Below are 21546 nucleotides of genomic sequence, written 5' to 3' on the forward strand. Positions count from 1 at the left end.
CGGTCATGGAATCAACCAGATCGTGAATTTTCTGGACGCGTAAATGATTTTTCTGGGGATTCGTCCCAGATCAAAATTTTCAACGTCCGATACCCCCTTGCGGCCCATGACAATGGTGTCGCATTTTGCAGCCCTGGCCTTGTCCAGAAGAGCGCCTGCCCGGCTCTGGGCACCCTGGATAAGACGGGTTTCGATCCGGTCTTCCGGTATTCCTGCCTGGGTCAGGATTTGCTTTGCCTCTGCCAGGGCTTCATCAAGTGTACGTTTGGCTTGAAGAGACATGTCTACAAAGGGGTCCTTTCCTTCAGGCACTGAATCTGTCACTGTGGTGCGCATGATCGCGCAAAGAAGAATACGGCAGATTGTTTTTGCCATCATATCGGCTGTGTACTGGATAGCGTGCTTGGATCCTGGTGAACCGTCAACCGCGATGCACAGGTAATGCTTGATTTCATGGGTTCCGGCAATGATCAATGGAATAGAGCTTGCTTTTTCCACCAGTTTGGCAGCTACACCACCCATGGTTACGCCGAGCATGGAATTTGCATTTCCCCTTCTGCGTATGACAAGGCTGTGGTATTCATTGTTTTTGATCTCGTCCAGAACGCCCCGGGCAACCCCCTTTGACCGGCTGACAAGCTTCATTCCGATATTGTCCGGCTTATAGCCGGCAGCGATCATTTTTTGGCGTGCCTCTTTGAGAAATTCGGTCATTATTGTTTTTTGTCCCATTTCCCAGGCCTTTATCTGGGATACGGAAATATTGCTGAAGGAATCCCGGGTCAGGTCATAATAAGCTTCAGGCACGGGGGTTGTTATATTAAATAAGGTTACTTTTGTGTCCCTAAACGGTTTGAAGCTGCATAGATAGTCAACGGTCCTTTTCGAACGTTTTGAGCCGTCAAGGGTGACTAATATTTTTTTTTCGGTTGACATGGGATCTCCTTTGGAAAATCCCGGGCCGGTTCATTAGGTCCGGACCCGGGATTATTTTTTTAATGGATGATCTCCGGGCCTAAGCGAAGCACAGGCACCGGGCTGTGACGAAAGATTTTTTCTATGGTGCTGCCCAGGGTGAATCTGGCCGAACGGCTGCGCCCTCTGGGGCCCAGCACCAGAATATCTGCGCCAATCTCCTGTGAGGCCGAAAGAATCTGTTCGTAAGGTACACCCGAATCAATGGAAATATTGAGCCCATCAATGCTGTTAAGCCCGGCCGCCTTTATCTGCTCGACCAGAAGATCATGCCGTCGCTGTTTTTCCTGTGGCAAAAATTGTTCTATAGCAAACGTATTTTCAGGAATATAGTGGGACTTTACCCAGGAAATCTCCTTGGTGCTGATGCAGTTGAATGCATGCAGTTTTGCCCCACTGATTTTAGCCAGCCACCCAGCTTTGGCCAGGACCGCCGGGGACCAGGGAGAAAAATCCACAGCCGCCATAACGGTGCGGATTTTTTCGGCTTCAGGGATAGCCTTACCTGAGTCCGTGCGTTTGAAAATATGTTTGTCCCTTACACTGAGCAACGGGGTTGTGCAGTAACGGAACACATATTCAGCAGAACTGCCGAACATGAAATTGGACAGGTTGGAGCGACCTTTATTTGCCATGACAATAAGGTCCGGGCCTATCTTTTCAACCATGCTAAGAATTTCATCTGCCGGCGGTCCTATTGAAATGCGGATGTCCGTTTTGTTGACAAACTGCGGGAATCGTTCCTTGATCAGTTCATTAATTTGGGCTTTCCGGTTCTTTTTGAGTTCGTCCAAATATTCCGTTGTATCTTCCCTGCAGTGGTATATTGTCCCTGTCATGAACACCGGGGTGGCCTCACTTAGGGGAACAACGGAACAAATGGTGACATTGAGATCCCCCTGTTCTGCCATATTTAGGGTATAACCCAGGGTCATGGGTGAATAATCGGACAGGTCAATGCAGGCCATAATGGTTTTCATGTCAGTCATCAATTACTCCTTATTCTTGGGGGGATCAGGTGTTTTCCCATTTGAAAAAATAAGTCCTGCTCTCTGATCACCCCTGTGGGTTTGCCGTTCTCGGTGACAATCAGACGGCGCTGATTTTGGTCCACCATGATCCAGGCCGCTTCCATCAGAGTGGATTCCGCATCAATGGATATGGGTATCGGGGACATAAGTTCACTGATGGTCAAGGAGCCGATCTGTTTTACGGCGCTTGTGAACATCCCCTGCCAGAACATGGGGGAGTATTGGATGGAATCTGCCGTGGCCGGCTTAGTTGAGGTCAGGTAGCCCGGCAGAATCCGTTCTAAAAGGTCACGGATGGTGAGAATGCCTTGGATCTGCTTATTTTTGTCCATGACCAGTATAGACCGGTGTCCGGTTTCCATGATCAGGTCCGATGTCGGAAGCGTTACAAAGGAGGCTTTAAGTTCCTGGATGGATTCGGCAATGGTGGCATCCTCGGCAATGGTGGTATACGCACTTAATGGGATCATCGCTAAACCCACTGGGTCCTCTTCCACTTTCCCCGTCTGTTGTTTACTCCGGCAGGCTTCCCGGATCTTATCTGACAAAAGGTCAATGTCACAAGGCTTTGACAGGTAGTCAAAAGCACCTAGTACCAGGGACTGTTCTGCCGAATCCTTATCTCCGTGGCCCGTGAGCATAATTACGGGCAAATCAGGTTTTAATTTAATTATTTTTTCAAGGACCTCGTGCCCGTCCATGCCGGGCATGCGGATGTCCAGAATGGCCACATCCGGCGACTGGTCCAGACATTTCAAGGCTTCGGTGCCGTTCTCCGCAAGAATGGTTTGAAAACCATTACGCTCCAGAATTTTGCGTGTCGTTTCCCTGAACCGTTTTTCATCATCAACCATTAAGACCTTTATGGGTTGTTTCATTTTATATTGCTCCTATTTAAAATATGTTTTACACACGGCCGGAGACTGCTGTTATGGCCGAATAAATCAGGCACCATTGGACAGGCACAGATATCAAAAGGACTGTAATTGCCCGGGTTTTGGATAGATTGCAGCTTTGTCGAAATCCTGTATAAACCAACCAGTATTTCCACGGCTCCGTGAACCAGAGCATGAAGGGAAGCCATGAGATGAGCATGGTTATCCCCGACGCATAGGCGTAAAGGCCGAACACCAGGGAAAAGCCCTGCTTTTTGCCGCTGATCATCACCATGGTGCAAAAGCCCGTGATGGAACTGATGAGCACCATGCCTGCCGCATTGATAAAATAGATCAATGCCATGACCACCGGGGATTGGGGGCCAGGGCCGGTAAGCAGTCCTGCACCGGCATAAAACCCGGCACACAGGGCTGTAAACCCCAGGGCTCTACCCGTGGTATGGACCCCAGGCAGGTCTGTAAAAAACAGGACCGGTTCGATGAGCAGCCGGATCACCCCCTGGCTGTAAAATTTCAATGCCGAAAGTGTCCCTGGTTTATTCATTTCATCCTCCTTAGGCGAAAAGGCATATTCTGAAAGGCTCTTCACTGGGCTGTCCTTAATAAATCTTCGTTTAAAGTAGCTTGCTGATAACCCCTGCGGCAAGCATAATCAGCGTCATGTAAAAAAGCACCCACCGTTCTGTCTCTTTTGAGAAATACATTCTGCTTTTGGTTGTTTTCGGTTCAGTCTTTGGTGACATCTGTGTCATTTTATCCTCCTTACAAATCGTCTAGTCTATCAGAATCCAGGCATGGTGCCGAATCCCCTAAAGGTCCAGTAAACGCCGGTAAGCAGCAGTAGTACGACGTTGGCCGCAAAGAACAGGGGAAGACCAGCTCTCAGGTAATCTTTGGGTTCCAGGTAGCCGCTGGCATATACAATGGCGTTGGGTGGCGTGCCGATGATCAGGCAGTATGCAAAGGAAGATGAAATGGCGGTGGCCATGGCCATAAAGGGCAGATAGGTACTGCCGGGATGAACCATGCCGGCCATGTTCAGGGTAATGGGGCCTACGGATGCTGCCGCAGGGCCGTCAGCCATGAGGTTGGTCAGGATAGCGGTCAGGCCGTTGGAGACAGCCATCAGCGGTATGCCTGAATCCATGCCGAAGGGTGCCAGGACTTCAATAACCGTTCGGGCCAGCCAGTAGGCAGCGCCTGTTTTGTCCAGAACCCGGCCAAAGATCATGGCACCAGCATACAGCCATACCACGCCCCAGTCCACCTTTTCCTGATAGTCTCGCCAGTTGACGACGCCGGCTATGATATAGGCCATCGCGCCGGCCACGGCGATGGTGCCGATGCCCATACGCACGGGATAGATGCCCAGCTGGAAGAATGCCTTTTCAGTAAACCAGCCAAACACCATGACAATGAAGATGATCAGTGCCCAAATCTGTTTGCTGTTCCAGCTGCCCATTTTGCCGATCTCTCTTTGCAGATGATTCATGGCAGGGGTAAGATCGACTATTTTGGGCCGGAACCTCATGTTAACAATGAACCAGGATACGGGGATCATGGCAATAAGGAAGGGGAAACAGTAGGTGACCCACTGGAAATATCCGATATCCACACCGAACATATCGGAGAGATAGGTCATCATGATAACGTTTCTGGCACCGCCGGAAGGTGCGCCCGGACCACCGATGTTACATGCCATGGCAATGGAGATCATCAACAGTTTGGCAAGCTCCATGTCTTCGGGAACCTCATCGGTCAGGCTGTTCTGGTAGAGCAGCATACCGATGGGCAGGAACATCGCAGCCAGGGCGTGGTCGGAAATAAAAGCGGCCAGCGGTGCAATGATCAGAAAGAAGATCAGGGTGATCCATTTGGTGTTGGGCACGGCCAGGCGTTTGAACATCATCAGGCAGACGCGCTTGTCAACACCGGTTTTTACAAAGGCGGCCGCAAACATCAGCGATCCCATGATAAACCAGCAGGCGTCGGACCAATAAAGCATGGCCACATCCGAGTATGAAATAACACCGGTCGAGACCACGATCAGACCGATACAGAATGACACTGCCGGCAGGGGGATACACTCGGTCAGGAAACAAAGAACAACGAACGCGCCCATGGCTACTGATACTTTAATATGCCAGGCGCCTTTGTCCGCCGCCTTTTTATCGGAATCGTTCAGGTTCTCGTATTTCAAACCATCTTTGCGAAGTTCCATGGCAGCTTTCATGGTCGTTAGATAGGTTTCTTCCGGTACCTGTTCTTTGATGTATGTTGTGGCTCGTTCAAAATTCGCTTTGTCTGTTGGGATGTTGTACTTTTTACACCATTTTGCATCCCGTTTGAGGAACCGGTCTTTGCTCAGGGCGCCGATCTGCATATTCTGTTCCATGATCTGTGTGGTGAGAACCTGCCACTGATCAGAATCTGAGCTGTCTTTTTGGAACAGCTGCTGGCTGATAAAATTGTTAACCTTTTGGGTACCGATCTGGTACTCCATGCCGACATCTTTCATTCCGTTTGGTGTGGGAATAAATAAAAGTATCAGCAAAAGGGCAACGGGAATGGAAAAAATTTTCCAGTCTATATATTTGTCATACCCGGTGACTTTCTTTTTTTCTGGTTTCATTTAATTAACTCCTTGTTATCGTATTATTCGAGCCCATCTTTCAGAATTTCCCGGGGGGATTTCAGATACTGTTTGGCCTGGGCAGAGCGGATTTTCTCTTCCTGGTTCATACGTTTCTGAAACGCCAGCTCAGCTTTTTCAATGATCTCCTCAATATCTGCAGGTTTCATCAGATAATCCCAGGCACCTGATTTCAGGCCGTCTATGGCTGAGTCCACCGTGGCATGACCGGTGAGCATGATCACTTCCGTTAAGGGGTACAGCTCCTTGATTTGTTTAAGGGTCTCATTGCCGTCCATCCCGGGCATCTTCACATCCAGGACCACCACATGGATGTTGTGGGCAGCCATGGTTTGAAGCGCCTTTTCTCCGCTTGGGGCTGTCCACACCTCATAGCCCTTTCTTTCAATGAGTTTTTTGGTGGTCTCAAGATAGCGGGTTTCATCATCGACCAGTAACAGTTTCATCTTCTCCATTAGGTTGTCCTCCTTTAAGACGATTGATTCTCATGTGCCGCAAGCTGAATGGAAAACACGGTGCCTTCTCCGGGACGGCTGTCCACGGACATGGTGCCGCCAAAACTTTCGATGATGCCGAAACATACCGAAAGCCCCAGGCCCGTTCCCCTGCCAACGGCTTTTGTGGTGAAAAAGGGTGAAAAAATTTTATCCATATGCTCAGGTGCTATTCCGCACCCATTGTCTTTAACCTGAATGTCAACCATGGCCCGGCCTTCATCATCCCGGGTTTGAGCTGCACTTATCTCAATTGCGCCGCCCTTGGCGCCGTGCTGGCTGGTAACGGCATGTATGGCATTATTGACCAGGTTGAGCATGACCTGCTGGAACCGGCCGGGATCGCCCATGAAACTTGGTGTATCTTCATCAATCCGGGTGGTGATCTCCACACCGCTCGTATGGGCGGAGTTTTCAACAAGCTTGAGGATTTCGGGAATGACTTTGCCCGGATCCAGGATGGTGTGTTTGACCTCTTTTTTCCTGCCGAATTTTAAGATGGCTGAGGTGATCTCATGGCAACGCCCCACCTGTTTATTGATCTGGTCCACGCTTTCCTGGATATCATTGAAGGTCTGGGGATCGGGAGCTTTGTCTTTGCTGTCTTTGCCCGGGTACAGTTCTTCCATAAGAATTTTGATCAGCGCGTATTCACTTTTTATGATCTGTAACGGATTATTAATTTCGTGGGCAAAGCCGGCGGCCATTTCCCCGATTTCTGCCAGTTGCACGGCTCGGATCAGTTGGCTGCCCAGCTGCTCCTTTTCTTCGTCCAGACGGTCCATACGCCGGCAGATGGTCTCGGAGGTGAAATAGGCCAGGACCACCAGGGCTGTTAGTCCTAAAATGGCAATGACCACACAGATCAGGACGGCAGAGTAAAGCGCCCTGTAGGCATCGTGTTTTTCCTGGCGTACCACCAGATACCAGGATTGATTGGCCAGTTTAGATACCGCATATAAAAACGGTTGTCCCTTGGGTGATAATTGGAAGGTTTTTCGGTTGGCGGAAAACTGCTTATTCATCCACCCAAAGGCCGGATCTTTATCAAGAAGGGCGATATCCCCGGAACGCCTGGCGGACTGGGCGACCCCCTCGTTGTTTAAAATGTAGGCTTCGCCTGTTTTGCCGATACGCACCCCGGATACCATGGAGTCAAAGAACACGGTGTCAATGGTGGCACGCAGCACCCAGGTTTGGTTGTTTTCAGTCCTGCGTACGGCCACGACAAAATGGGGGAGATTGCGGTATCCCAGAAAAATATCACTGATATAAAATCCCCCGAGCATGGTTTTCTGGAACCAGGGTTCTTGGGTGTAGCTTTTTCCTGCCAGGGCAAAGGACCCGGAATATTTTAAGTGTTTACCGGTTTCGTCAAACAGCCCCAGGTCAACAAAGGCCGGCGACCGTTTCTGAAGACTCTGGCAGATCGTGCTGATGGCGCCTTCGGCCATGATGTCTTCAAATGTATATGCCCGGGTGATCAGTTCAAGATCGGATTTTCTTTCAAGCAGGAAGGATTCAATCATCTTGCGGTGGTCTGTCAGGATTCTTTCAAGGCTGGCCTGGGTGGATTTCTCCAGGGTTGACGAAAAAAAATAGAAGCTGATCCCCAAAACAAGAATAAAAGGGATCATGGGGAAAAAAGTCATATTAAGAAAAATTGCTCTTTTCAGCCATTGTCTGTTTTGTTTTAATTTGCTCAAGCTTTGCCCCTTTGTTTCTAGTTGAAAAGAAGATTCTCTTGTCTGGAATTTTATAGAGCAACTATGGTGCCGGATAAAAAAATAGGCATGATTAAAATTTAATATATTGAAATTAAAGCTAATAATTGTTTAATCGTCATTGCCCCGGCGAAATTGTAAACTTAAATTTGTCGATGCGCTTTTCAACCTGTAAAAAAGGCTGACATATGAAATTTGGCATGCATGGCCTTGTGCGTGGACAAAGGCGACATCGGCCTGACTTCGGCCATCTCTTTTCCGGTTTCTGCCAATTGTATTGATATTGATGTCCTGCCCAAGCACTTTCATCGGATCAGGTATTACGGATTTCTGGCCAACGGGCAGGGCGGACGGCATATAGCAGCAATACGCCAGGCCTTGAATGACCGGAATCCCCATGATGCTGAACCGCAGAAAGAACAGCCACCTCAATGCCCGGTTTGCGGCAAGGAAAATATGATCACGATCCTGGTGCTGGACGGCCATGGCAATGTGGTGGTAAAAGAAGACTTTCCAAACACAGAAACCAAACAAGTTCCGCCTACAGCAAGTGAACCATAAAAGGCTTTACTTTGAAGAGAATTGCAGATATCAAAAATAGTCAGGGACTTATCAGGGGTTCTTATCGACAATTGACAGCGGCCAGCAGGTTTTTTGATCCAATTTTAAACCAGGCGGATAAATCAAAAGGGTGAATCCGGATGAATACTCAAATCTTCCAGTCAAATTTTAAAATTATGACAGCCAAATCCATGCTATGGAAAACATGTTCCTCTACTTTTACCCAAGAAAACAACACCGAGTCTTCGACCCGGTTAATGTAACCAAAAAGTTGGAGCGGCCAGATTAACAGCCGGACAATTTTACGACCCAGGCTTGGCCGCTCAACTTAACGTTTTTTTTCTATTCCAAAAATTGACACCTCATTGTTACTGTTGTACAATTGTCCATATTATAAATAAAAAAGGTCAATCAATGGATGTTGTAATTGATATATCAGCATTAATAGCAGTGATTGTAGGCGAACCAAAAAGAGATAAAGTTATTGAATTGACAAAGGGCCAAACATTGATTGGGCCTGGTTCTATCCCCTGGGAAATAGGCAATGCCTTTTCAGCAATGTTTAAACGCCAAAGGATTACCTTGGAAGAAGCTCAAAATGGTTTGTCAATATTTGAAAGTATTCCTTTGAGGTATATCAAGCCGGATTTTTTTAATTCTGTTGCCATATCAAAACAAACCAATATGTATGCATATGATGCTTATTTTATGGATTGCGCGATAAAACAAAAAGCACCCTTGTTAACATTAGACCGTAAGTTGATTTTGGCCGCTAAAAGCTTAAACATAAAAACAATAGAGGTTTAAAATGCAAGTATATACTTATTCCGAAGCACGCCAAAAACTTGCCGTAGTTCTCGAACAAGCTGAAAATACGGGCAAAGTTTTAATCCGAAGAAAAGACGGCAGAACGTTTGCTCTTATGCCTGAAAAAATTGTCACGTCTCCCTTAGATGTGCCGTCTATCAAAGCAAACATTACATCAAAAGAAATAGTGGATATCGTTCGCGAGGGTAGAGAAAGATAGAACAAAACGCTGGAGCGGGACCAGGCTTACTGCGCGGCCTTTTCAGAGGTTCCTGGTTCAGGAAGATTTTCCTTTCTATCGGAGTTTTGGTGTTTAAAAGCCTGGCTCCTCAGCTCCCCGTTATGCTTCTTTTGCAGATATAGAACTATGAACAATGAAACATTGCTAAATTCATTTAATCGCATAGCTGATCATTATGGTGTCAGCGATGCAATTCACAGCACTACTGAAAAGTTGGGTGTCGAACGACTTAAGGTTAGTAGAGATATTGACGGTAAAAAAAGAGAAATGTTGATTCACCCTACGAATGAAAGAAACATATATCTTTGTCATTGGTGGGATCAGATCTGTGACACCGAAGGTAAGACTTTGGGTGATCAAAAGCATTTCGAGTTTTTCTTTTCAAAATTTATGATTGAGTGTTGCTCCTGCGAGAGTTTATCTGAAATAAGCAGGAATTATTTTGATTGTGAAGCATAACCCGTCGCTGGAGTGGGACCGGGCGGAATGCGCACCTTTTCGGAAGTATGTGGTTTAGGAAACTGAAAACTTTTATCTGGGGCTCCGGGTTAAAACGCCCGGCCCCTCAGCTCAATGTTCACGGCGGCTCCGCCGCCGCGAATCGCGGTGCTGACTTCGTCAAAATAAGGGACATCTATGAGTTTAAACTATTGCATCCGTTGTCTGAGATAAAGGCGGATATCCTGGCATTGGAGAAGACCACGCTGGAATTGGAAAAGACGGTTTTGGAGGATTGATCATGGATGATAATCAACAGAAATTCTGGTACGATAATGTGGATAAAATTCTTGGATTCAATGAGAAACCCCTGCTTACGGGCAAAGGGAATGTCAGCAACGCTGCCATGAAAGAGAAAGTGAGGTAGAGTTATCAATCGTTCGATATCAAACGTAAAACCTATGAAGCCATACAGGCGGACCAGCAGGATCTGGAAGAATTGAAACCGCTGGAACAGGAAATTGAGAAAGACAAATAATGGAGCACTATGACAAATATAAGAACAGCGGAGTTGAATGGATTGGTGAGATTCCTGAGGGGTGGGAGGTAAAAAAACTGAAATATGTTGCAGATGCCAACCCAAGCAATATTGACAAAAAAATAAAGAAAATGAAGAAGCTGCCTATTGAGGATCAATTCTTTGGTAATCTGGTAAAAGAATTAATGATGAAAAAAATATATTCAAAATTAAATGAAATTACGGCGTAAAAAAGTCCTGGAGGCTTTACTATAAACTTTAAATTTTTTAAAAATTTTGACCAAAAATGAACCGAATGAATCGATTCTCTTTGCGTCAGGTAGAGAGTCAAATGATTGCGGCGTTACGGAAGTGTATGACTGAATACCACATCGGATAATATAGAACGATTAAAACGGGGTAAGCCATGAAGATACCGATTGTTATTGCTACGGTCATGTTGCTTGCGGCTACGCTATTACCTTTATGGCGCCATCCTCATTGGCTCGTAAGGGGAATGGATTTTCCACGCATGCAACTGGCTGCCGCTGCATCATTATTAATCCTGATACAAGTCATATCGCTTGATCTTGCAAAAATCCAGACTTGGGCTCTCATTGGCATTTCACTGGTGTGCTTGGCCTGGCAGCTGCGGTGGGTTATGCCGTACACGGTTTTCTGGCGATCAGAAGTTAAAACGACAAAAAAACCTCTCCCCAATCGCAAATTCAGCATTCTCACGGCCAACGTATTGACACCCAACAGGCAAGCCGATGCTTTTTTGAAGCTGGTCAACCAATACGCGCCGGATGTACTCGTGACGTTGGAGTCTGATCAGTGGTGGGAACGTCATCTCGATACGCTAAAAGCTGACATGCCCTACAGCATGAAATGTCCTTTGGATAATCTCTACGGTATGCATGTCTACTCTCGCTTGCCGCTTGAGGACACGGAAATATCATACCTTGTTGAGGACGATATTCCTTCAATGCACGCCCAAGTCAAGTTGCGCTCGGGCGATCCCGTACGTATGCATTTTCTTCATCCTGCTCCCCCCAGCCCCACAGAGAATTCCGAATCTGCGGAACGGGATGCGGAACTGGTGATTGTTGCCCGGAGCGTGAGGGACAGTGACCAGCCTGTTGTCGTAACAGGAGACCTCAATGATGTAGCCTGGTCAGCAACTACACGCTTGTTTCGTAAGCTTAGCGGATTACTGGACCCGCGGGTGGGACGGGGAATATTCAATACGTTTCATGCCAAATACCCATTTGTCCGTTGGCCGTTGGATCACCTGTTTCACAGCTATCATTTCACCGTGACTTCGATTAAACGTTTGCCTTACTTTGGTTCAGATCATTTTGCACTACTGACAGAGTTGTCATACAGCCCAGCGCGGGGTAAAGATCAGGAGGGGTTGATGGCTGAAGCCGATGATAAATCGTGGGCTTTATCTATCGCGGAAGAACAGGACGTGAGTGCGGAGGATGTACCCAACCCGAAAGCCAGGTAGGGTGGGTAGAAATGGGGTCTTGAAAAATAAGATTTATCATAATATAGAAACGACACAACGGCTTGCCCTTCCCCATAAAATAGAATCTCCCGGAATTCTTGTATTCATTGAGGGTCTTCTTATTTAATAATTTTTCAAAGCTTTTCTTGATGGGAAAAGTTCACAAAAGGACGTTCCACTGGTTTGAGATGTGGTTGATTTCGATCTGGGCGGACTTTTGACTGTGTCGCGGACCGACTTGAATACAAGCACATAGAAACAAACGATCGAAGTAAGGAATGAAGCGTCGTGTTCGATGGGTGCTTGACAGGTAATGATCAGGGATCGTGTCGGAAAATAGAGTGCTTTATGCTGGTTGTGGAAAATCAGGACATCTAATGTCCGATTATAATTCCATAAGCGTCCTGTCGTTAAAAGGTTGCTCGGGCGCAGTTTTCAAATCATCTATCCCATCGAGATTCTAAATATAAATTGCCAAAATTTTATCATCCGGCATGGTTTTGGCTATGTAGTTTCTAAAAGCGGATCGACACGGTTAATCAAGGAGGCATTATGGTTGAAAAAGGGAAAAAAAATAAAAATAAGCACGAGAGCCATAAAATCGGGAAATTGACCCTGAAAGAAAAGCGTAAAAAGAAAAAGGATAAACAAACAGAGGGAGATGTTCTCCAAAAGTTTAAAAAGACAGAGGCTTAAAATCAAGGAGGGTGTCATTAATTTAGAGAAACAGGGTACGTCCCTTATGAAGGGATGGGGGAGACAGATAGCATCCCACCTTAAAGACAGTGGGTTGGTGTTGAGAAATATGCTATTGCCTCCCCCGTAAAAATATTATCTCATAGTGCCGGCCATCAGTCCTGTTCAGGACACCAGCGCCTCCAGCCGTTCTTCCGCTTCTTTGCAGTCACGACATTTGGATGTTACAGGCCTTGCGGCAAGCCGCTTGAGGGAAATTGGTTCCTCGCAAATGTCACAATATCCATAGGTACCGTCTTCAATCCGCTTGAGAGCCGCCTTGATTTTTTTAATCAATTGGCTCTTCCGGGTATGGAGCCTGAGATTAACGCTCTGGTTTATGTGAACCATTGTCGCATCAATGACTTCCGTTTCTCTGGATTCCCCCCGGCTTAATTCCGATACCGCACAGCCGGCCTGACGCAGCAGGTCATCCAGTATATCATTCAGTAGTTTTTCAAAATAGGCCAGGTTCTGGGGTGTCATATGCGGCACTTCACGGCAACAGTCTTGATTGTTCACGCTCATCGGATCTCCTTATCAAAAAATATGGTAAATTTTTCATATGTTTAGGACCGCAGATTAAATAAGTTGGGCGGAAATAACGCCGAATTTTGGTTCATCTACAAGGCGCATTAAAGGTTGAATAGCCGGCCTATTGGACATTTGATGCAACGAAGTAGATGGGCCAAAAGACAAGCTATTTCGTTCAAGTTATTTAATCTGCGGTCCTTAATTTGCGTGGGGAGGCCCGGATTCCTTTTTCAGACGCCGACTTCCCTCTGATAAGACCCGTTGAAAAACAGATCCGCCAGATATCCGGTGATTAGCAATAAAAATGCCAAAGCAAAGAAAATAACCACAGACATGTACTGATTATGCTTGGGCTATGTTGACAGAAAACCGGGTTGCTGTTAAAAAAATACACTTTGCCCGTTCCATCTATTTTACAGCAGAGTGGCACAAATCCTTTTCGAGGTTTTAGATGAAAGATATGCTGGTGTTGACTAATTCGGAAGATGAGTATCGCTTGATTTCAAATACTTTGTCCGATGCCGGCAGCATCCGTCGGGCCTTTGATCTCAATACGGCGCTGACACTGCATACCCAGTCGCCGTTTGATCTCATCATGGCCGACATTGAACTGCTGGCAGCCCATCCGGGCATGCAGGCCTTCAGTTCGGTCAATCCGTTTGTTCAGTTCATTGTACTGTGCATACGGTCCAACACCCGGAAAGCCCTTGAGGCGGTGAAAGCCGGGGCTGTGGGATACTTGCTCTCTCCGTTCTGTGAAAGGGATATTCATCTGCTGATTCCCTCATTAAACCGGACCCGCTCCAAGGATTTTGAACTGGAGTACCTGCGGGATCGGTTCTGGAAAATCGAATGGATGGACATCATCCGGTCTAAAAATACGAGCATGAAAAAAATTTTCGAGAATGTCCGGTCTGTTGCCCCTACCATCGCCACTGTTCTGCTGCTGGGTGAAACCGGTACGGGCAAAGGCACACTGGCCCGGCTGATTCATTGGCACAGCCAGCGATCTGAAAAGCCGTTTATCTCCATCCATTGCGGCGCCATCCCGGACACCCTTATCGAAAGCGAGTTGTTCGGCCATGAAAAAGGCGCCTTTACCGGTGCGGAACGGAAACGGCCAGGTCGGTTTGAAATGGCAGACGGTGGCACCATTTTTCTGGATGAAGTCGGCACCATATCCCCATCTGCCCAGATTAAGCTGCTCCAGGTCCTTCAGGACGGCACCTTTAGCCGGATCGGAGGAGATTCCCTTCTCAAGGCCAATGTACGGATCATCGCAGCCACCAATTTAGACCTGGAAGACGCTGTCAGAAAAGGGACATATCGAAAAGACCTGTTTTACCGCCTCAACGTGTTTCCCATTGAAATTCCACCTCTCAAAGAACGACTGGAAGACATGGAATATTTGGTGGATATCTTTTTGAAAAAACTGAATGTCAAGTATGGGAAGAATATTCAAACGGTTCATCCGTCGGTTATAGAAGGATTCGGCCACTATGAATGGCCCGGCAATATCCGGGAACTTGAAAATATCCTTGAACGTGCCTATATCCTCGAAACCTCCCCTGTGATTGCATCCGGTAATTTACCCATCGAAACCCAGATGGCAGTTGCGCAGGGCATACCGGCACCCGGCACCGATCTGACCCTGGCCCAGGCACGCCAGCATGCGGTCAATGCCTGTGAATTTTCCTACCTGACCTGCCTGCTGGCGCAGACACACGGCCGGATAAACGATACGGCACAAAAAGCCGGCATTACCGCCCGGCAACTAAATCGCCTACTGACCCGGCACGGGCTGGATAAAAAGCAATTCAAACCCAAAAAAGACGCCTGATGTCTGAATAAAGCATAAAGAGCCATCGCTTTAAAGACATTCAGTGTCTGGTTTTTATATGAAAATTCCGATAAGTTACTCAATTACTTTCATGCTTTGTTGTGGATTGAGCCTGGGTGTTGATAGACCAGGCCAGCCCATGGCTGTTATATGGACCGCAGATTAAATAACTTGAACGAAATAGCTTGCCTTTTGGCCCATCTACTTCGTTGCATCAAAGGTTCAATAGGCCTGCTATTCAACCTTTAATGCGCCTTGTAGATAAACCAAAATTCGGCGTTATTTCTGCCCAACTTATTTAATCTGCGGTCCTATGGTACGGCTGAAGCTTTGCTTTACAGCCGCATAACTGCGTTAACCTGAAAAATGATTTCTCAAGGCTTTTCTTGATGCTTTGTCTACCAATGTAAAAAAACAATCTGCTTCATCTTTCAACCGGGATGGCTTGTGGCCTTTAACTTTTTTGAATTCACAGTCCAGTTGCTCTATTAAATAGAAAAATTTTTGATACAGCACACTGTTTTTAATGGGCTTATTCTTCTTTGATAAATAATCATTTATATCAAGTCGCCTACGCCTTGCCTTAAGCCCGACAATGTTTTGGGAATCGGTATACACAATAAGTTTGCCGACAGGTTTTTGAATTGAACTCAATGCCCAGATCAGGGTCTGGATCTCCAGTTTGGTTGAGCTGGTGTGTTCAAATTCTTTTACCTTAACATCTGCTTTAAAGGATTCTGAATAGGGCACCTCCCCCAACACAGCAAGGTATGCCCCATATCCGACGTTTGATTTGGGATTCACACTGCCATCGGTGAATAGCCATAGGATTGTCATTAAATTAATCTCTTCACATCAATTGTCTCTACAGTTAATTTGAAACTTGGATCAAGCCTTTCCGCTTACTCCATGATACAAGCGTATCAGGCTGAATTTCAGGATACAAGCAAACACTGTCAAGAGCTAAAACATCGTGTTGGGTTGTATAAAGGCTTGATATTTAAATTAAAATCGGCTAATGTCCCGGGACCATTTTTAATGACAGGCTTAACAAGTTGGCGTAGCGTCTATCGGAGCCTGTCGGATATACGAGGTACAAAAAATAATGTCAGAACAAAATTTTGATTATGAAGTCCGGTGCAAATCGTGTTTTAATAAGTTCATTGTCCAGATGTATGACAGTCACGACAAATGCCTCTGGCTTGTGGACAACAAAGACTGGTACTGCGATTCATGTAAAAGAGAATACCTTGATAAAAAAACAGAAATGTTTTCAAAAGCCAATGCCGGCTTAGGTTTCCCCCCGCTAACCGGCACGCAGAAGAGGATTGCCTGGGCTGAAAAAATAAGGGCTGAATTGATAAATAAGGCCAATTATTTGAATTCAACCCTGAGCCATGAAGACGAAGATGCAAAAACATTGTCAGACAAAGCTTTTCTACTATTTTTCCAGGAGTGGCAAACAGAAACAGACGCCAAATGGTGGATAGACAACAGAACAACAAATGTCAGGGATATATCCATTCGGATAAAGGAAATAACGGATACGCTGTTATAACGATCTTATGGCAATGGCAAGTTGCCCCAGGGGGTTACAGGCTCATTCTCTGTGCCGGGCCTTAATTCAAGCTGAAGCCCTTTTAAAAAATTACGCAACATCTGGTTTTTGCATTCTCTGTAATGTTTATGCCCGGGTTTTCGAAAAAAGGCGCTTAATTCATGTTTGCTGATTTGCAAACCCGCCAGGGCTAAAACCCTTATCATATCCTCTGTTTTGAAGTTTAAGGCAATCTTCAGTTTCTTTAAAATCGCGTTATTATCTAATGCCTGTTCAGGCACAGGTTGCGCGCCTTCTTTTTTTCCCCGTTTATGATTGATCAATCCATTCAAAAAGACAGCCAGCTCTGTATCCGTGCAATTTTTACAGGCGGGGTCATCATCTTTTTTCAGCCAGTCACTGACCTGGTCCCGGGACACCTCATGTCCGGCTTGTTCAAAAATAGAGATCATCTCTGAATCACTGAAATTAAAAATATATCGAATCCTGCGTAGAACAGCATTTTTATTCATTTTAATAGACCAATTCCATTGTTGTTTAATTCTATCAATCTTTTTTATACAGATTGCCCACAGCCCTTTTGAATTCTTTTTTGCTCATGGAAAAACGCTTGCGGATTCCTCACTGAGAAAGTTATCCCGGTATCATATCATACAAATTACGTTCTTGATACATGATGAGTTTAAGGTTCCAGGGGGATAAAATTTTATATCCCGTTTTGCGGTCTTTTTCTATTTGGCAACTGCTTCAAGGATGTGGTGAAGGATATGGTGAGAGACGGATTTGTCCGATTGTATCGTTTCAATGACCGATGCCGGATAATTTAGCGTGCGATCGGGATGAATTAAATGAGGGCTGGCTGGCTTCTTTAATGAAATAATCTTCGTACATGATTTACTGCAAACTGATGCCGTTTTCCATGTAGCCTGCCCCTGCCGTCCGGCAGTTATTTACAAATAATTACAGGGGAAACCCTATTTATTTATCAATGCAGATATGTTTAAATTTATATAGGTTCAAGCCTATATGACCAAGCGAAAGGAGGCATATGATGGCACGCTTGTCTGGGTATTTCACAACAAAACGAACGCCGGCAAAAAGTCAGGGCCCTTTACCGGAAAGACCGGTTCCGGACCACCCTCCCATGGAAACCCCGCCTCACCGTGAACCGCCACCGGATCCAACGTTGCCGGAAAAACCGCCCAGGAAGGACCCGCCACCGGATATGCCGCCGATGAAGGCCCCGCCTGATAAAAAAGTGCCGGTCAAGGGCAGGAATTTAATACATAAAAAAATTGTATGAGGTGACCCATGTTAAGAAGTGCCAATGAATTAATAGGATACAAACTGAGTGCATTGGACCAAATTGTCGGTAGCTGCAAAGATTTCTTATTTGATGACCGATGGTGGACAATTCGTCATATGCTGGCCGATACCGGCGGATGGCTGATTGGACAAAAAGTGCTGATATCCCCCATGTCGATCACCAAACAAGATTGGAAAACCCGGCATATTTATTTGAATATAACAAAAGAACAGATCGAGAAATGCCCGAGTCCGTCGGAAGATGAGACGGTGTCCCGAGCACATGAACGCAAAATCTCCCAGTATTATAGAATTCCCTACTATTGGGTCGATTCAGGTTTGTGGGGGGGCACAGCCTATCCCGAAGAGATGGACCGGGAAATTTCTAAGATGATCCCCCATTCTCAACAAGAGGAATCTGATGAAGAGGGCGAAAATCATCTAAGATCACTCAAAGAGGTGACCGGTTATTATATCAAGGCCAATGACGGCAACATCGGTCATGTAGAAGAGTTCATCATGGATGAGAAAACCTGGGCACTGAGATATGTCGTCGTTGATACCCGGAATTGGCTGCCCGGTGGCAAAAAGGTGTTGCTGCCTTTGAAATGGGCAAAATCCGTCAGCTGGGCGAACACTGAATTTGAAATAAACCTGAACAAAGCCGACATCGAAAACGGGCCGGAATTTGATTCGAAAAAACCGATTACCATCGAATATGAGGCACAGATTTACGATTATTACGGCAGACCCTTTGAGGTTAGTATTGATAAAACCACCCAGCAGCATATTGCCAATCCGTTTGTCTGACAGGGTTCAGTAACGATGCTCCGCGATATTTTCCAAACAGATCTGCCTTAATAACCGCCACGGGCTCACCAGGGTTTTTACTGTGGTTCTGCCCACAATAAAAGTTGAGAGATTCTTGTGGGTTACACATACTTTCTCATAAAAGGCTTAACAACAAAGAGGTGAATTTATGAAAAAAGACAAAAAGTCCCATCAAGACAAGATAAAATTACAGGAAGATTCGGCGGATCTTGACAATTGTACCATGGCGCCCGAATCCGCCGAGCATGCCAGGCCCAACGAACCCCCAGGAGAACCTTGTGACGACGGCAGGGCGGGGGGCATAGTAACCGATACATCCACAAAGGAGGTGAGTGAGATGACAGATAAAAAACAATGCGAAGACGTTGTCAAAGAAAGAGAAGAAGAACGGCAGCATACCATGGACAAGATGTCCATAGACACGTCTGAGGCGCATACTTACGATAAAAATCAGGATGATGATTCAGAGAAATGTTCATAGAATATAGATGATACGACAGCCGGGAGACGTTCATCCCGGCTGTCATTTTTTATATGAAAGTTCCAATAAGTTACTGAATTACTTTCATGCTTTGTTGTGGGTTGAACCTCGGTATTGATAGACCAAGTCAGCCCATGGCTGTTTATATGAAAGTTTCAATAAGTTACCGAATTATTTTCATGTTTCGTTGTGGGATGAGCCTGGGTGTCGATAGACCAGGTCAACCCATGGCTGATATAAGGAAGGATTCAGGATTAATGGAAAGCCAACGCGTTATAACCAGCCGGAACAGTCAAATGTTGAGCATTACACTTAACCGACCCAATGTTATCAACAGCCTGGATGTTGAAATGATACGCCTGATACAGGAATGCCTGGATGAGGCTGAATCATCACCATCGGTCCGTCTTGTTTTAATTAACGGAACAGGCGACAAAGGATTTTGTGCGGGTGGAGATGTAGAGGCTATCTATAATGCAGTAAAACAGGGTGACCCGGACAGGGGAATGGTCTTTTTCAGGGAGGAGTATGATTTGGACCTTCGCATCTTCAAGTTCCCCAAACCCGTCATTGTGCTTGCCCACGGTATCACCATGGGCGGTGGATTAGGGCTTGCGGCCGGGGCCGATATGGTTGTTTCAACTGAAAAAACCGTTATGGCCATGCCTGAAACCCGCATCGGTTTTTTTCCTGATGTCGGGGCAACAGGGTGGCTGTTCAGCAAATGCCCTGCAGGATATCCTGAATTTATAGGGCTTACAGGATATCGGCTTAAAGGTCCGGAATGCCGGCGTCTTGGCCTGGCTTCCCATATGGTGATAGATGATATGCGGCTTGAATTTATCAAAGATCTTGAACAGCTGTCGGAAAAACTTCCTGATGATAGATCAAAGGCTGTTCAGGTATTATCCTCAGCGTTTAAGTCGTTAAGAGACAATAAATACATTTCCAACCTTGAAATGGATGAATGGGTACGCACATGTTTTGCCGGTAAACGTTCCGTAAATGAGATCCTGTCCCTGTTGTCTGAATGCAGTCAGCATAAGGAGCTGAGTCAAGCCTCGTTAACAAAGCTTTCTGAAAAATCTCCAACATCGCTTGCACTGACACTCAGCCTGCTGCGCAGTAATGAAAAAAGAGCAATGGAAGATGTGTACCGTAAGGATTTAAAAGCCGTACGGTTTATGATAACCCATCCGGACTATGCCGAAGGCGTACGGGCACAGCTTGTGGATAAAGATAAAAACCCGGTGTGGCAGCCGGGCACAATTGATGAGACAAGCCTGCCGGGTTTTCTTTAAACCGGAAACAACGGGTAACAAAGCAAAGACATATTTTACCGCCCAATTTATTTAATCTGCGGTCCTTAGCGGACGGGCGATGAATTCATTTTAATAGACCAATCCCGTTGTCTTTTAATTCGATCAATCTTTTTTTATATAGATTGCCCACAGCCCTTTTGAATTCTTTTTTGCTCATGGAAAAGTTTTTTTGGATTTTTTCAGGAGAGCTTTTATCATGGCAGGGGATAAATCCCCCGGATTTATTTAATCGGTATAAAATGACTTCGGCAGATTTGGGAACCGATGAGTACCCGGGCTTTTTCATGCTCAGGTCAATTTTTCCATCTTCACGGATCCGCATGATATACCCTTTGCATGTATTCCCAATAAATAACTTTTGATAGGTTTCATTCAAGCACATCATCCCATAGTATCGATTATCAACCACGGCCATTATTCCAATGGTCGTAATCGTGTGAACAATCAAGTCAACCTGCTGTCCGACTTTCAGATGCTCGGTGTTCTTATCACAGTTGGCAGAAATTTTTGTGGTACCATAAACCCGGTGTGTTCTGTCATCCCGGCAAATTTTGACTAAATATTTTTTCCCCGGCGCCATCCTGTCCTGCTGTTCATTTTTGGGTACCAGCAAATCCTTTTCCAGGCCCCAATCCATAAAGGTGCCAAAAGGGGCAACATCTTTTGCGATTAAAAAAACAAAGTCACCTACCACGCCTGCAGGTTTTAACGTGGTTGCCACCAGACGGTCTTCAGAATCAGTGTACACGAATACATCGAGAGAATCGCCGATTGACAGCTTCTCCGGCACATATTTATTGGGCAGGAGAACCCGGTCATCCCCAGAGTTTAAATACACACCAAAATCTGATTTGGTTTGAACTCCCAACCGATTATATTGTCCAACTTTAATACTGGTCTCAAATTCTGATTTATTGGGTTTGGCTGCCTGCTTTTTTGAATGCTTCCATGCATTTTTAAAGTTTGGTTTTTTACCTGACATTACGGATTCCTCATTGTGAACGTTAGCCGGTATCCTATCATACAAATTACGTTCTTGATACATGATGGGTTGACGGTTGAAAAATGGGATTGAAATAGAATAGAGTGA

General features: G+C 45.9%; 28 protein-coding genes. 15 read left to right on the forward strand and 13 right to left on the reverse strand.

Annotated elements, in window-relative coordinates:
* Nucleotides 1-3: 3 nt before the first annotated feature.
* The 8 genes from EYB58_RS08770 to EYB58_RS08800 all read right to left on the reverse strand — a co-directional run bounded on the left by EYB58_RS08770 (nt 4) and on the right by EYB58_RS08800 (nt 7755).
* Complete coding sequence (locus tag EYB58_RS08770) at nt 4-936, reverse strand: universal stress protein (protein ID WP_111952680.1); 933 nt, start codon at nt 934-936, stop codon at nt 4-6.
* 59 nt (nt 937-995) lie between these two features.
* Nucleotides 996-1964 carry a universal stress protein gene (locus EYB58_RS08775; RefSeq protein ID WP_111952682.1) on the reverse strand — a complete coding sequence of 323 codons (969 nt, stop codon included), beginning with the start codon at nt 1962-1964 and terminating at the stop codon, nt 996-998.
* The gene (locus tag EYB58_RS08780) at nt 1964-2884 is read right to left on the reverse strand and encodes a response regulator (RefSeq protein WP_111952684.1); all 921 of its coding nucleotides are present in this window, start codon (nt 2882-2884) and stop codon (nt 1964-1966) included. Before EYB58_RS08780 ends, EYB58_RS08775 begins: the two co-directional genes overlap by 1 nt.
* 28 nt (nt 2885-2912) lie before the next feature.
* Nucleotides 2913-3446 (reverse strand): YIP1 family protein, encoded by a 534-nt coding sequence (locus EYB58_RS08785; RefSeq protein WP_111952686.1) that lies wholly within the window; start codon nt 3444-3446, stop codon nt 2913-2915.
* A 70-nt stretch (nt 3447-3516) separates the two neighbouring features.
* Nucleotides 3517-3654, reverse strand: coding sequence for a hypothetical protein (locus EYB58_RS23130; RefSeq protein ID WP_165477757.1), 138 nt, complete (start codon nt 3652-3654; stop codon nt 3517-3519).
* Between the two features lie 29 nt (nt 3655-3683).
* Nucleotides 3684-5534 (reverse strand): SLC13 family permease, encoded by a 1851-nt coding sequence (locus EYB58_RS08790; protein ID WP_111952688.1) that lies wholly within the window; start codon nt 5532-5534, stop codon nt 3684-3686.
* A gap of 23 nt (nt 5535-5557) precedes the next feature.
* A complete protein-coding gene (locus EYB58_RS08795; RefSeq protein ID WP_111952690.1) occupies nt 5558-6010 on the reverse strand; it encodes a response regulator in 453 nt (150 codons plus the stop codon).
* Between the two features lie 14 nt (nt 6011-6024).
* Nucleotides 6025-7755, reverse strand: coding sequence for a sensor histidine kinase (locus EYB58_RS08800; protein ID WP_111952692.1), 1731 nt, complete (start codon nt 7753-7755; stop codon nt 6025-6027).
* Nucleotides 7756-7977: 222 nt separating this feature from the next.
* Here EYB58_RS08800 and EYB58_RS08805 point away from each other — a divergent pair, with 222 nt between their 5' ends.
* From EYB58_RS08805 to EYB58_RS23140, 9 genes are all read left to right on the forward strand, one after another.
* On the forward strand, nt 7978-8334 hold the full coding sequence (locus EYB58_RS08805) for a hypothetical protein (protein ID WP_111952694.1): 357 nt from the start codon (nt 7978-7980) through the stop codon (nt 8332-8334).
* Between the two features lie 414 nt (nt 8335-8748).
* Nucleotides 8749-9141 (forward strand): type II toxin-antitoxin system VapC family toxin, encoded by a 393-nt coding sequence (locus tag EYB58_RS08810; protein ID WP_111952696.1) that lies wholly within the window; start codon nt 8749-8751, stop codon nt 9139-9141.
* A gap of 1 nt (nt 9142) precedes the next feature.
* The gene (locus EYB58_RS08815; RefSeq protein ID WP_111952698.1) at nt 9143-9361 is read left to right on the forward strand and encodes a type II toxin-antitoxin system Phd/YefM family antitoxin; all 219 of its coding nucleotides are present in this window, start codon (nt 9143-9145) and stop codon (nt 9359-9361) included.
* Between the two features lie 147 nt (nt 9362-9508).
* Nucleotides 9509-9841, forward strand: coding sequence for a hypothetical protein (locus EYB58_RS08820; RefSeq protein WP_131072037.1), 333 nt, complete (start codon nt 9509-9511; stop codon nt 9839-9841).
* 47 nt (nt 9842-9888) lie between these two features.
* Nucleotides 9889-10119: a hypothetical protein gene (locus tag EYB58_RS08825; RefSeq protein WP_111952702.1), complete on the forward strand. Its 231-nt coding sequence runs from the start codon at nt 9889-9891 to the stop codon at nt 10117-10119.
* A gap of 2 nt (nt 10120-10121) precedes the next feature.
* Entirely contained in the window at nt 10122-10247 is a 126-nt protein-coding gene (locus EYB58_RS24425) for a virulence RhuM family protein (protein ID WP_146617231.1), read from the forward strand.
* A gap of 110 nt (nt 10248-10357) precedes the next feature.
* Nucleotides 10358-10588, forward strand: coding sequence for a hypothetical protein (locus EYB58_RS08830; protein ID WP_111952704.1), 231 nt, complete (start codon nt 10358-10360; stop codon nt 10586-10588).
* A gap of 176 nt (nt 10589-10764) precedes the next feature.
* Nucleotides 10765-11850 carry an endonuclease/exonuclease/phosphatase family protein gene (locus EYB58_RS08835; RefSeq protein WP_111952706.1) on the forward strand — a complete coding sequence of 362 codons (1086 nt, stop codon included), beginning with the start codon at nt 10765-10767 and terminating at the stop codon, nt 11848-11850.
* Nucleotides 11851-12402: 552 nt separating this feature from the next.
* A complete protein-coding gene (locus tag EYB58_RS23140; protein WP_165477758.1) occupies nt 12403-12546 on the forward strand; it encodes a hypothetical protein in 144 nt (47 codons plus the stop codon).
* 165 nt (nt 12547-12711) lie between these two features.
* Here the strand turns inward: EYB58_RS23140 and EYB58_RS08840 are convergent, their stop codons facing one another.
* Nucleotides 12712-13113: a TraR/DksA family transcriptional regulator gene (locus EYB58_RS08840; RefSeq protein WP_111952708.1), complete on the reverse strand. Its 402-nt coding sequence runs from the start codon at nt 13111-13113 to the stop codon at nt 12712-12714.
* Nucleotides 13114-13570: 457 nt separating this feature from the next.
* Between EYB58_RS08840 and EYB58_RS08845 the strand changes: the two genes are divergently transcribed.
* The gene (locus tag EYB58_RS08845; protein ID WP_111952710.1) at nt 13571-14959 is read left to right on the forward strand and encodes a sigma-54-dependent transcriptional regulator; all 1389 of its coding nucleotides are present in this window, start codon (nt 13571-13573) and stop codon (nt 14957-14959) included.
* Between the two features lie 354 nt (nt 14960-15313).
* Here the strand turns inward: EYB58_RS08845 and EYB58_RS08850 are convergent, their stop codons facing one another.
* Nucleotides 15314-15796 (reverse strand): ribonuclease HI, encoded by a 483-nt coding sequence (locus EYB58_RS08850; protein ID WP_111952712.1) that lies wholly within the window; start codon nt 15794-15796, stop codon nt 15314-15316.
* Nucleotides 15797-16064: 268 nt separating this feature from the next.
* Between EYB58_RS08850 and EYB58_RS08855 the strand changes: the two genes are divergently transcribed.
* A complete protein-coding gene (locus tag EYB58_RS08855; protein ID WP_111952714.1) occupies nt 16065-16517 on the forward strand; it encodes a hypothetical protein in 453 nt (150 codons plus the stop codon).
* Between the two features lie 5 nt (nt 16518-16522).
* On the opposite strand, the gene EYB58_RS08860 is transcribed toward EYB58_RS08855, so the two are convergent.
* Both EYB58_RS08860 and EYB58_RS24710 read right to left on the reverse strand, forming a co-directional pair.
* Nucleotides 16523-17029: a YehS family protein gene (locus tag EYB58_RS08860; protein WP_111952716.1), complete on the reverse strand. Its 507-nt coding sequence runs from the start codon at nt 17027-17029 to the stop codon at nt 16523-16525.
* Between the two features lie 34 nt (nt 17030-17063).
* Nucleotides 17064-17117 carry a hypothetical protein gene (locus tag EYB58_RS24710; RefSeq protein WP_163354455.1) on the reverse strand — a complete coding sequence of 18 codons (54 nt, stop codon included), beginning with the start codon at nt 17115-17117 and terminating at the stop codon, nt 17064-17066.
* 448 nt (nt 17118-17565) lie between these two features.
* On the opposite strand from EYB58_RS24710, the gene EYB58_RS23150 reads away from it, so the two are divergent.
* The 4 genes from EYB58_RS23150 (at nt 17566) to EYB58_RS08880 (ending at nt 20435) form a co-directional block, all read left to right on the forward strand.
* Complete coding sequence (locus EYB58_RS23150; protein WP_163354451.1) at nt 17566-17820, forward strand: hypothetical protein; 255 nt, start codon at nt 17566-17568, stop codon at nt 17818-17820.
* Nucleotides 17821-17828: 8 nt separating this feature from the next.
* Nucleotides 17829-18632, forward strand: a complete 804-nt coding sequence (locus tag EYB58_RS08870) for a PRC-barrel domain-containing protein (RefSeq protein ID WP_111952718.1) — start codon at nt 17829-17831, stop codon at nt 18630-18632.
* A 169-nt stretch (nt 18633-18801) separates the two neighbouring features.
* A complete protein-coding gene (locus tag EYB58_RS08875; protein ID WP_111952720.1) occupies nt 18802-19134 on the forward strand; it encodes a hypothetical protein in 333 nt (110 codons plus the stop codon).
* A gap of 257 nt (nt 19135-19391) precedes the next feature.
* Nucleotides 19392-20435 (forward strand): enoyl-CoA hydratase/isomerase family protein, encoded by a 1044-nt coding sequence (locus EYB58_RS08880; protein WP_163354453.1) that lies wholly within the window; start codon nt 19392-19394, stop codon nt 20433-20435.
* Nucleotides 20436-20520: 85 nt separating this feature from the next.
* On the opposite strand, the gene EYB58_RS08885 is transcribed toward EYB58_RS08880, so the two are convergent.
* A complete protein-coding gene (locus EYB58_RS08885) occupies nt 20521-21438 on the reverse strand; it encodes a CvfB family protein (protein ID WP_111952724.1) in 918 nt (305 codons plus the stop codon).
* Between the last annotated feature and the right edge of the window lie 108 nt (nt 21439-21546).

The sequence above is a fragment of the Desulfobacter hydrogenophilus genome (assembly GCF_004319545.1).
Taxonomy (GTDB): Bacteria; Desulfobacterota; Desulfobacteria; order Desulfobacterales; family Desulfobacteraceae; genus Desulfobacter; species Desulfobacter hydrogenophilus.

Excerpts from the sequence above, each read along its gene's own strand:
- EYB58_RS08815 (WP_111952698.1), top strand. The coding sequence starts at position 9,143 with ATGCAAGTATATACTTATTCCGAAGCACGCCAAAAACTTGCCGTAGTT.
- EYB58_RS08885 (WP_111952724.1), bottom strand. The coding sequence starts at position 21,438 with ATGTCAGGTAAAAAACCAAACTTTAAAAATGCATGGAAGCATTCAAAA.
- EYB58_RS08845 (WP_111952710.1), top strand. The coding sequence starts at position 13,571 with ATGAAAGATATGCTGGTGTTGACTAATTCGGAAGATGAGTATCGCTTG.
- EYB58_RS24425 (WP_146617231.1), top strand. The coding sequence starts at position 10,122 with ATGGATGATAATCAACAGAAATTCTGGTACGATAATGTGGATAAAATT.
- EYB58_RS08870 (WP_111952718.1), top strand. The coding sequence starts at position 17,829 with ATGTTAAGAAGTGCCAATGAATTAATAGGATACAAACTGAGTGCATTG.
- EYB58_RS08880 (WP_163354453.1), top strand. The coding sequence starts at position 19,392 with ATGGAAAGCCAACGCGTTATAACCAGCCGGAACAGTCAAATGTTGAGC.
- EYB58_RS08805 (WP_111952694.1), top strand. The coding sequence starts at position 7,978 with ATGGCCTTGTGCGTGGACAAAGGCGACATCGGCCTGACTTCGGCCATC.
- EYB58_RS08820 (WP_131072037.1), top strand. The coding sequence starts at position 9,509 with ATGAACAATGAAACATTGCTAAATTCATTTAATCGCATAGCTGATCAT.
- EYB58_RS08840 (WP_111952708.1), bottom strand. The coding sequence starts at position 13,113 with ATGAGCGTGAACAATCAAGACTGTTGCCGTGAAGTGCCGCATATGACA.
- EYB58_RS08780 (WP_111952684.1), bottom strand. The coding sequence starts at position 2,884 with ATGAAACAACCCATAAAGGTCTTAATGGTTGATGATGAAAAACGGTTC.
- EYB58_RS08810 (WP_111952696.1), top strand. The coding sequence starts at position 8,749 with ATGGATGTTGTAATTGATATATCAGCATTAATAGCAGTGATTGTAGGC.
- EYB58_RS08830 (WP_111952704.1), top strand. The coding sequence starts at position 10,358 with ATGGAGCACTATGACAAATATAAGAACAGCGGAGTTGAATGGATTGGT.
- EYB58_RS08825 (WP_111952702.1), top strand. The coding sequence starts at position 9,889 with ATGTGGTTTAGGAAACTGAAAACTTTTATCTGGGGCTCCGGGTTAAAA.
- EYB58_RS08795 (WP_111952690.1), bottom strand. The coding sequence starts at position 6,010 with ATGGAGAAGATGAAACTGTTACTGGTCGATGATGAAACCCGCTATCTT.
- EYB58_RS08850 (WP_111952712.1), bottom strand. The coding sequence starts at position 15,796 with ATGACAATCCTATGGCTATTCACCGATGGCAGTGTGAATCCCAAATCA.
- EYB58_RS23150 (WP_163354451.1), top strand. The coding sequence starts at position 17,566 with ATGATGGCACGCTTGTCTGGGTATTTCACAACAAAACGAACGCCGGCA.
- EYB58_RS08860 (WP_111952716.1), bottom strand. The coding sequence starts at position 17,029 with ATGAATAAAAATGCTGTTCTACGCAGGATTCGATATATTTTTAATTTC.
- EYB58_RS23140 (WP_165477758.1), top strand. The coding sequence starts at position 12,403 with ATGGTTGAAAAAGGGAAAAAAAATAAAAATAAGCACGAGAGCCATAAA.
- EYB58_RS08835 (WP_111952706.1), top strand. The coding sequence starts at position 10,765 with ATGAAGATACCGATTGTTATTGCTACGGTCATGTTGCTTGCGGCTACG.
- EYB58_RS23130 (WP_165477757.1), bottom strand. The coding sequence starts at position 3,654 with ATGACACAGATGTCACCAAAGACTGAACCGAAAACAACCAAAAGCAGA.
- EYB58_RS08785 (WP_111952686.1), bottom strand. The coding sequence starts at position 3,446 with ATGAATAAACCAGGGACACTTTCGGCATTGAAATTTTACAGCCAGGGG.
- EYB58_RS08790 (WP_111952688.1), bottom strand. The coding sequence starts at position 5,534 with ATGAAACCAGAAAAAAAGAAAGTCACCGGGTATGACAAATATATAGAC.
- EYB58_RS08770 (WP_111952680.1), bottom strand. The coding sequence starts at position 936 with ATGTCAACCGAAAAAAAAATATTAGTCACCCTTGACGGCTCAAAACGT.
- EYB58_RS08775 (WP_111952682.1), bottom strand. The coding sequence starts at position 1,964 with ATGACTGACATGAAAACCATTATGGCCTGCATTGACCTGTCCGATTAT.
- EYB58_RS08875 (WP_111952720.1), top strand. The coding sequence starts at position 18,802 with ATGAAAAAAGACAAAAAGTCCCATCAAGACAAGATAAAATTACAGGAA.
- EYB58_RS08855 (WP_111952714.1), top strand. The coding sequence starts at position 16,065 with ATGTCAGAACAAAATTTTGATTATGAAGTCCGGTGCAAATCGTGTTTT.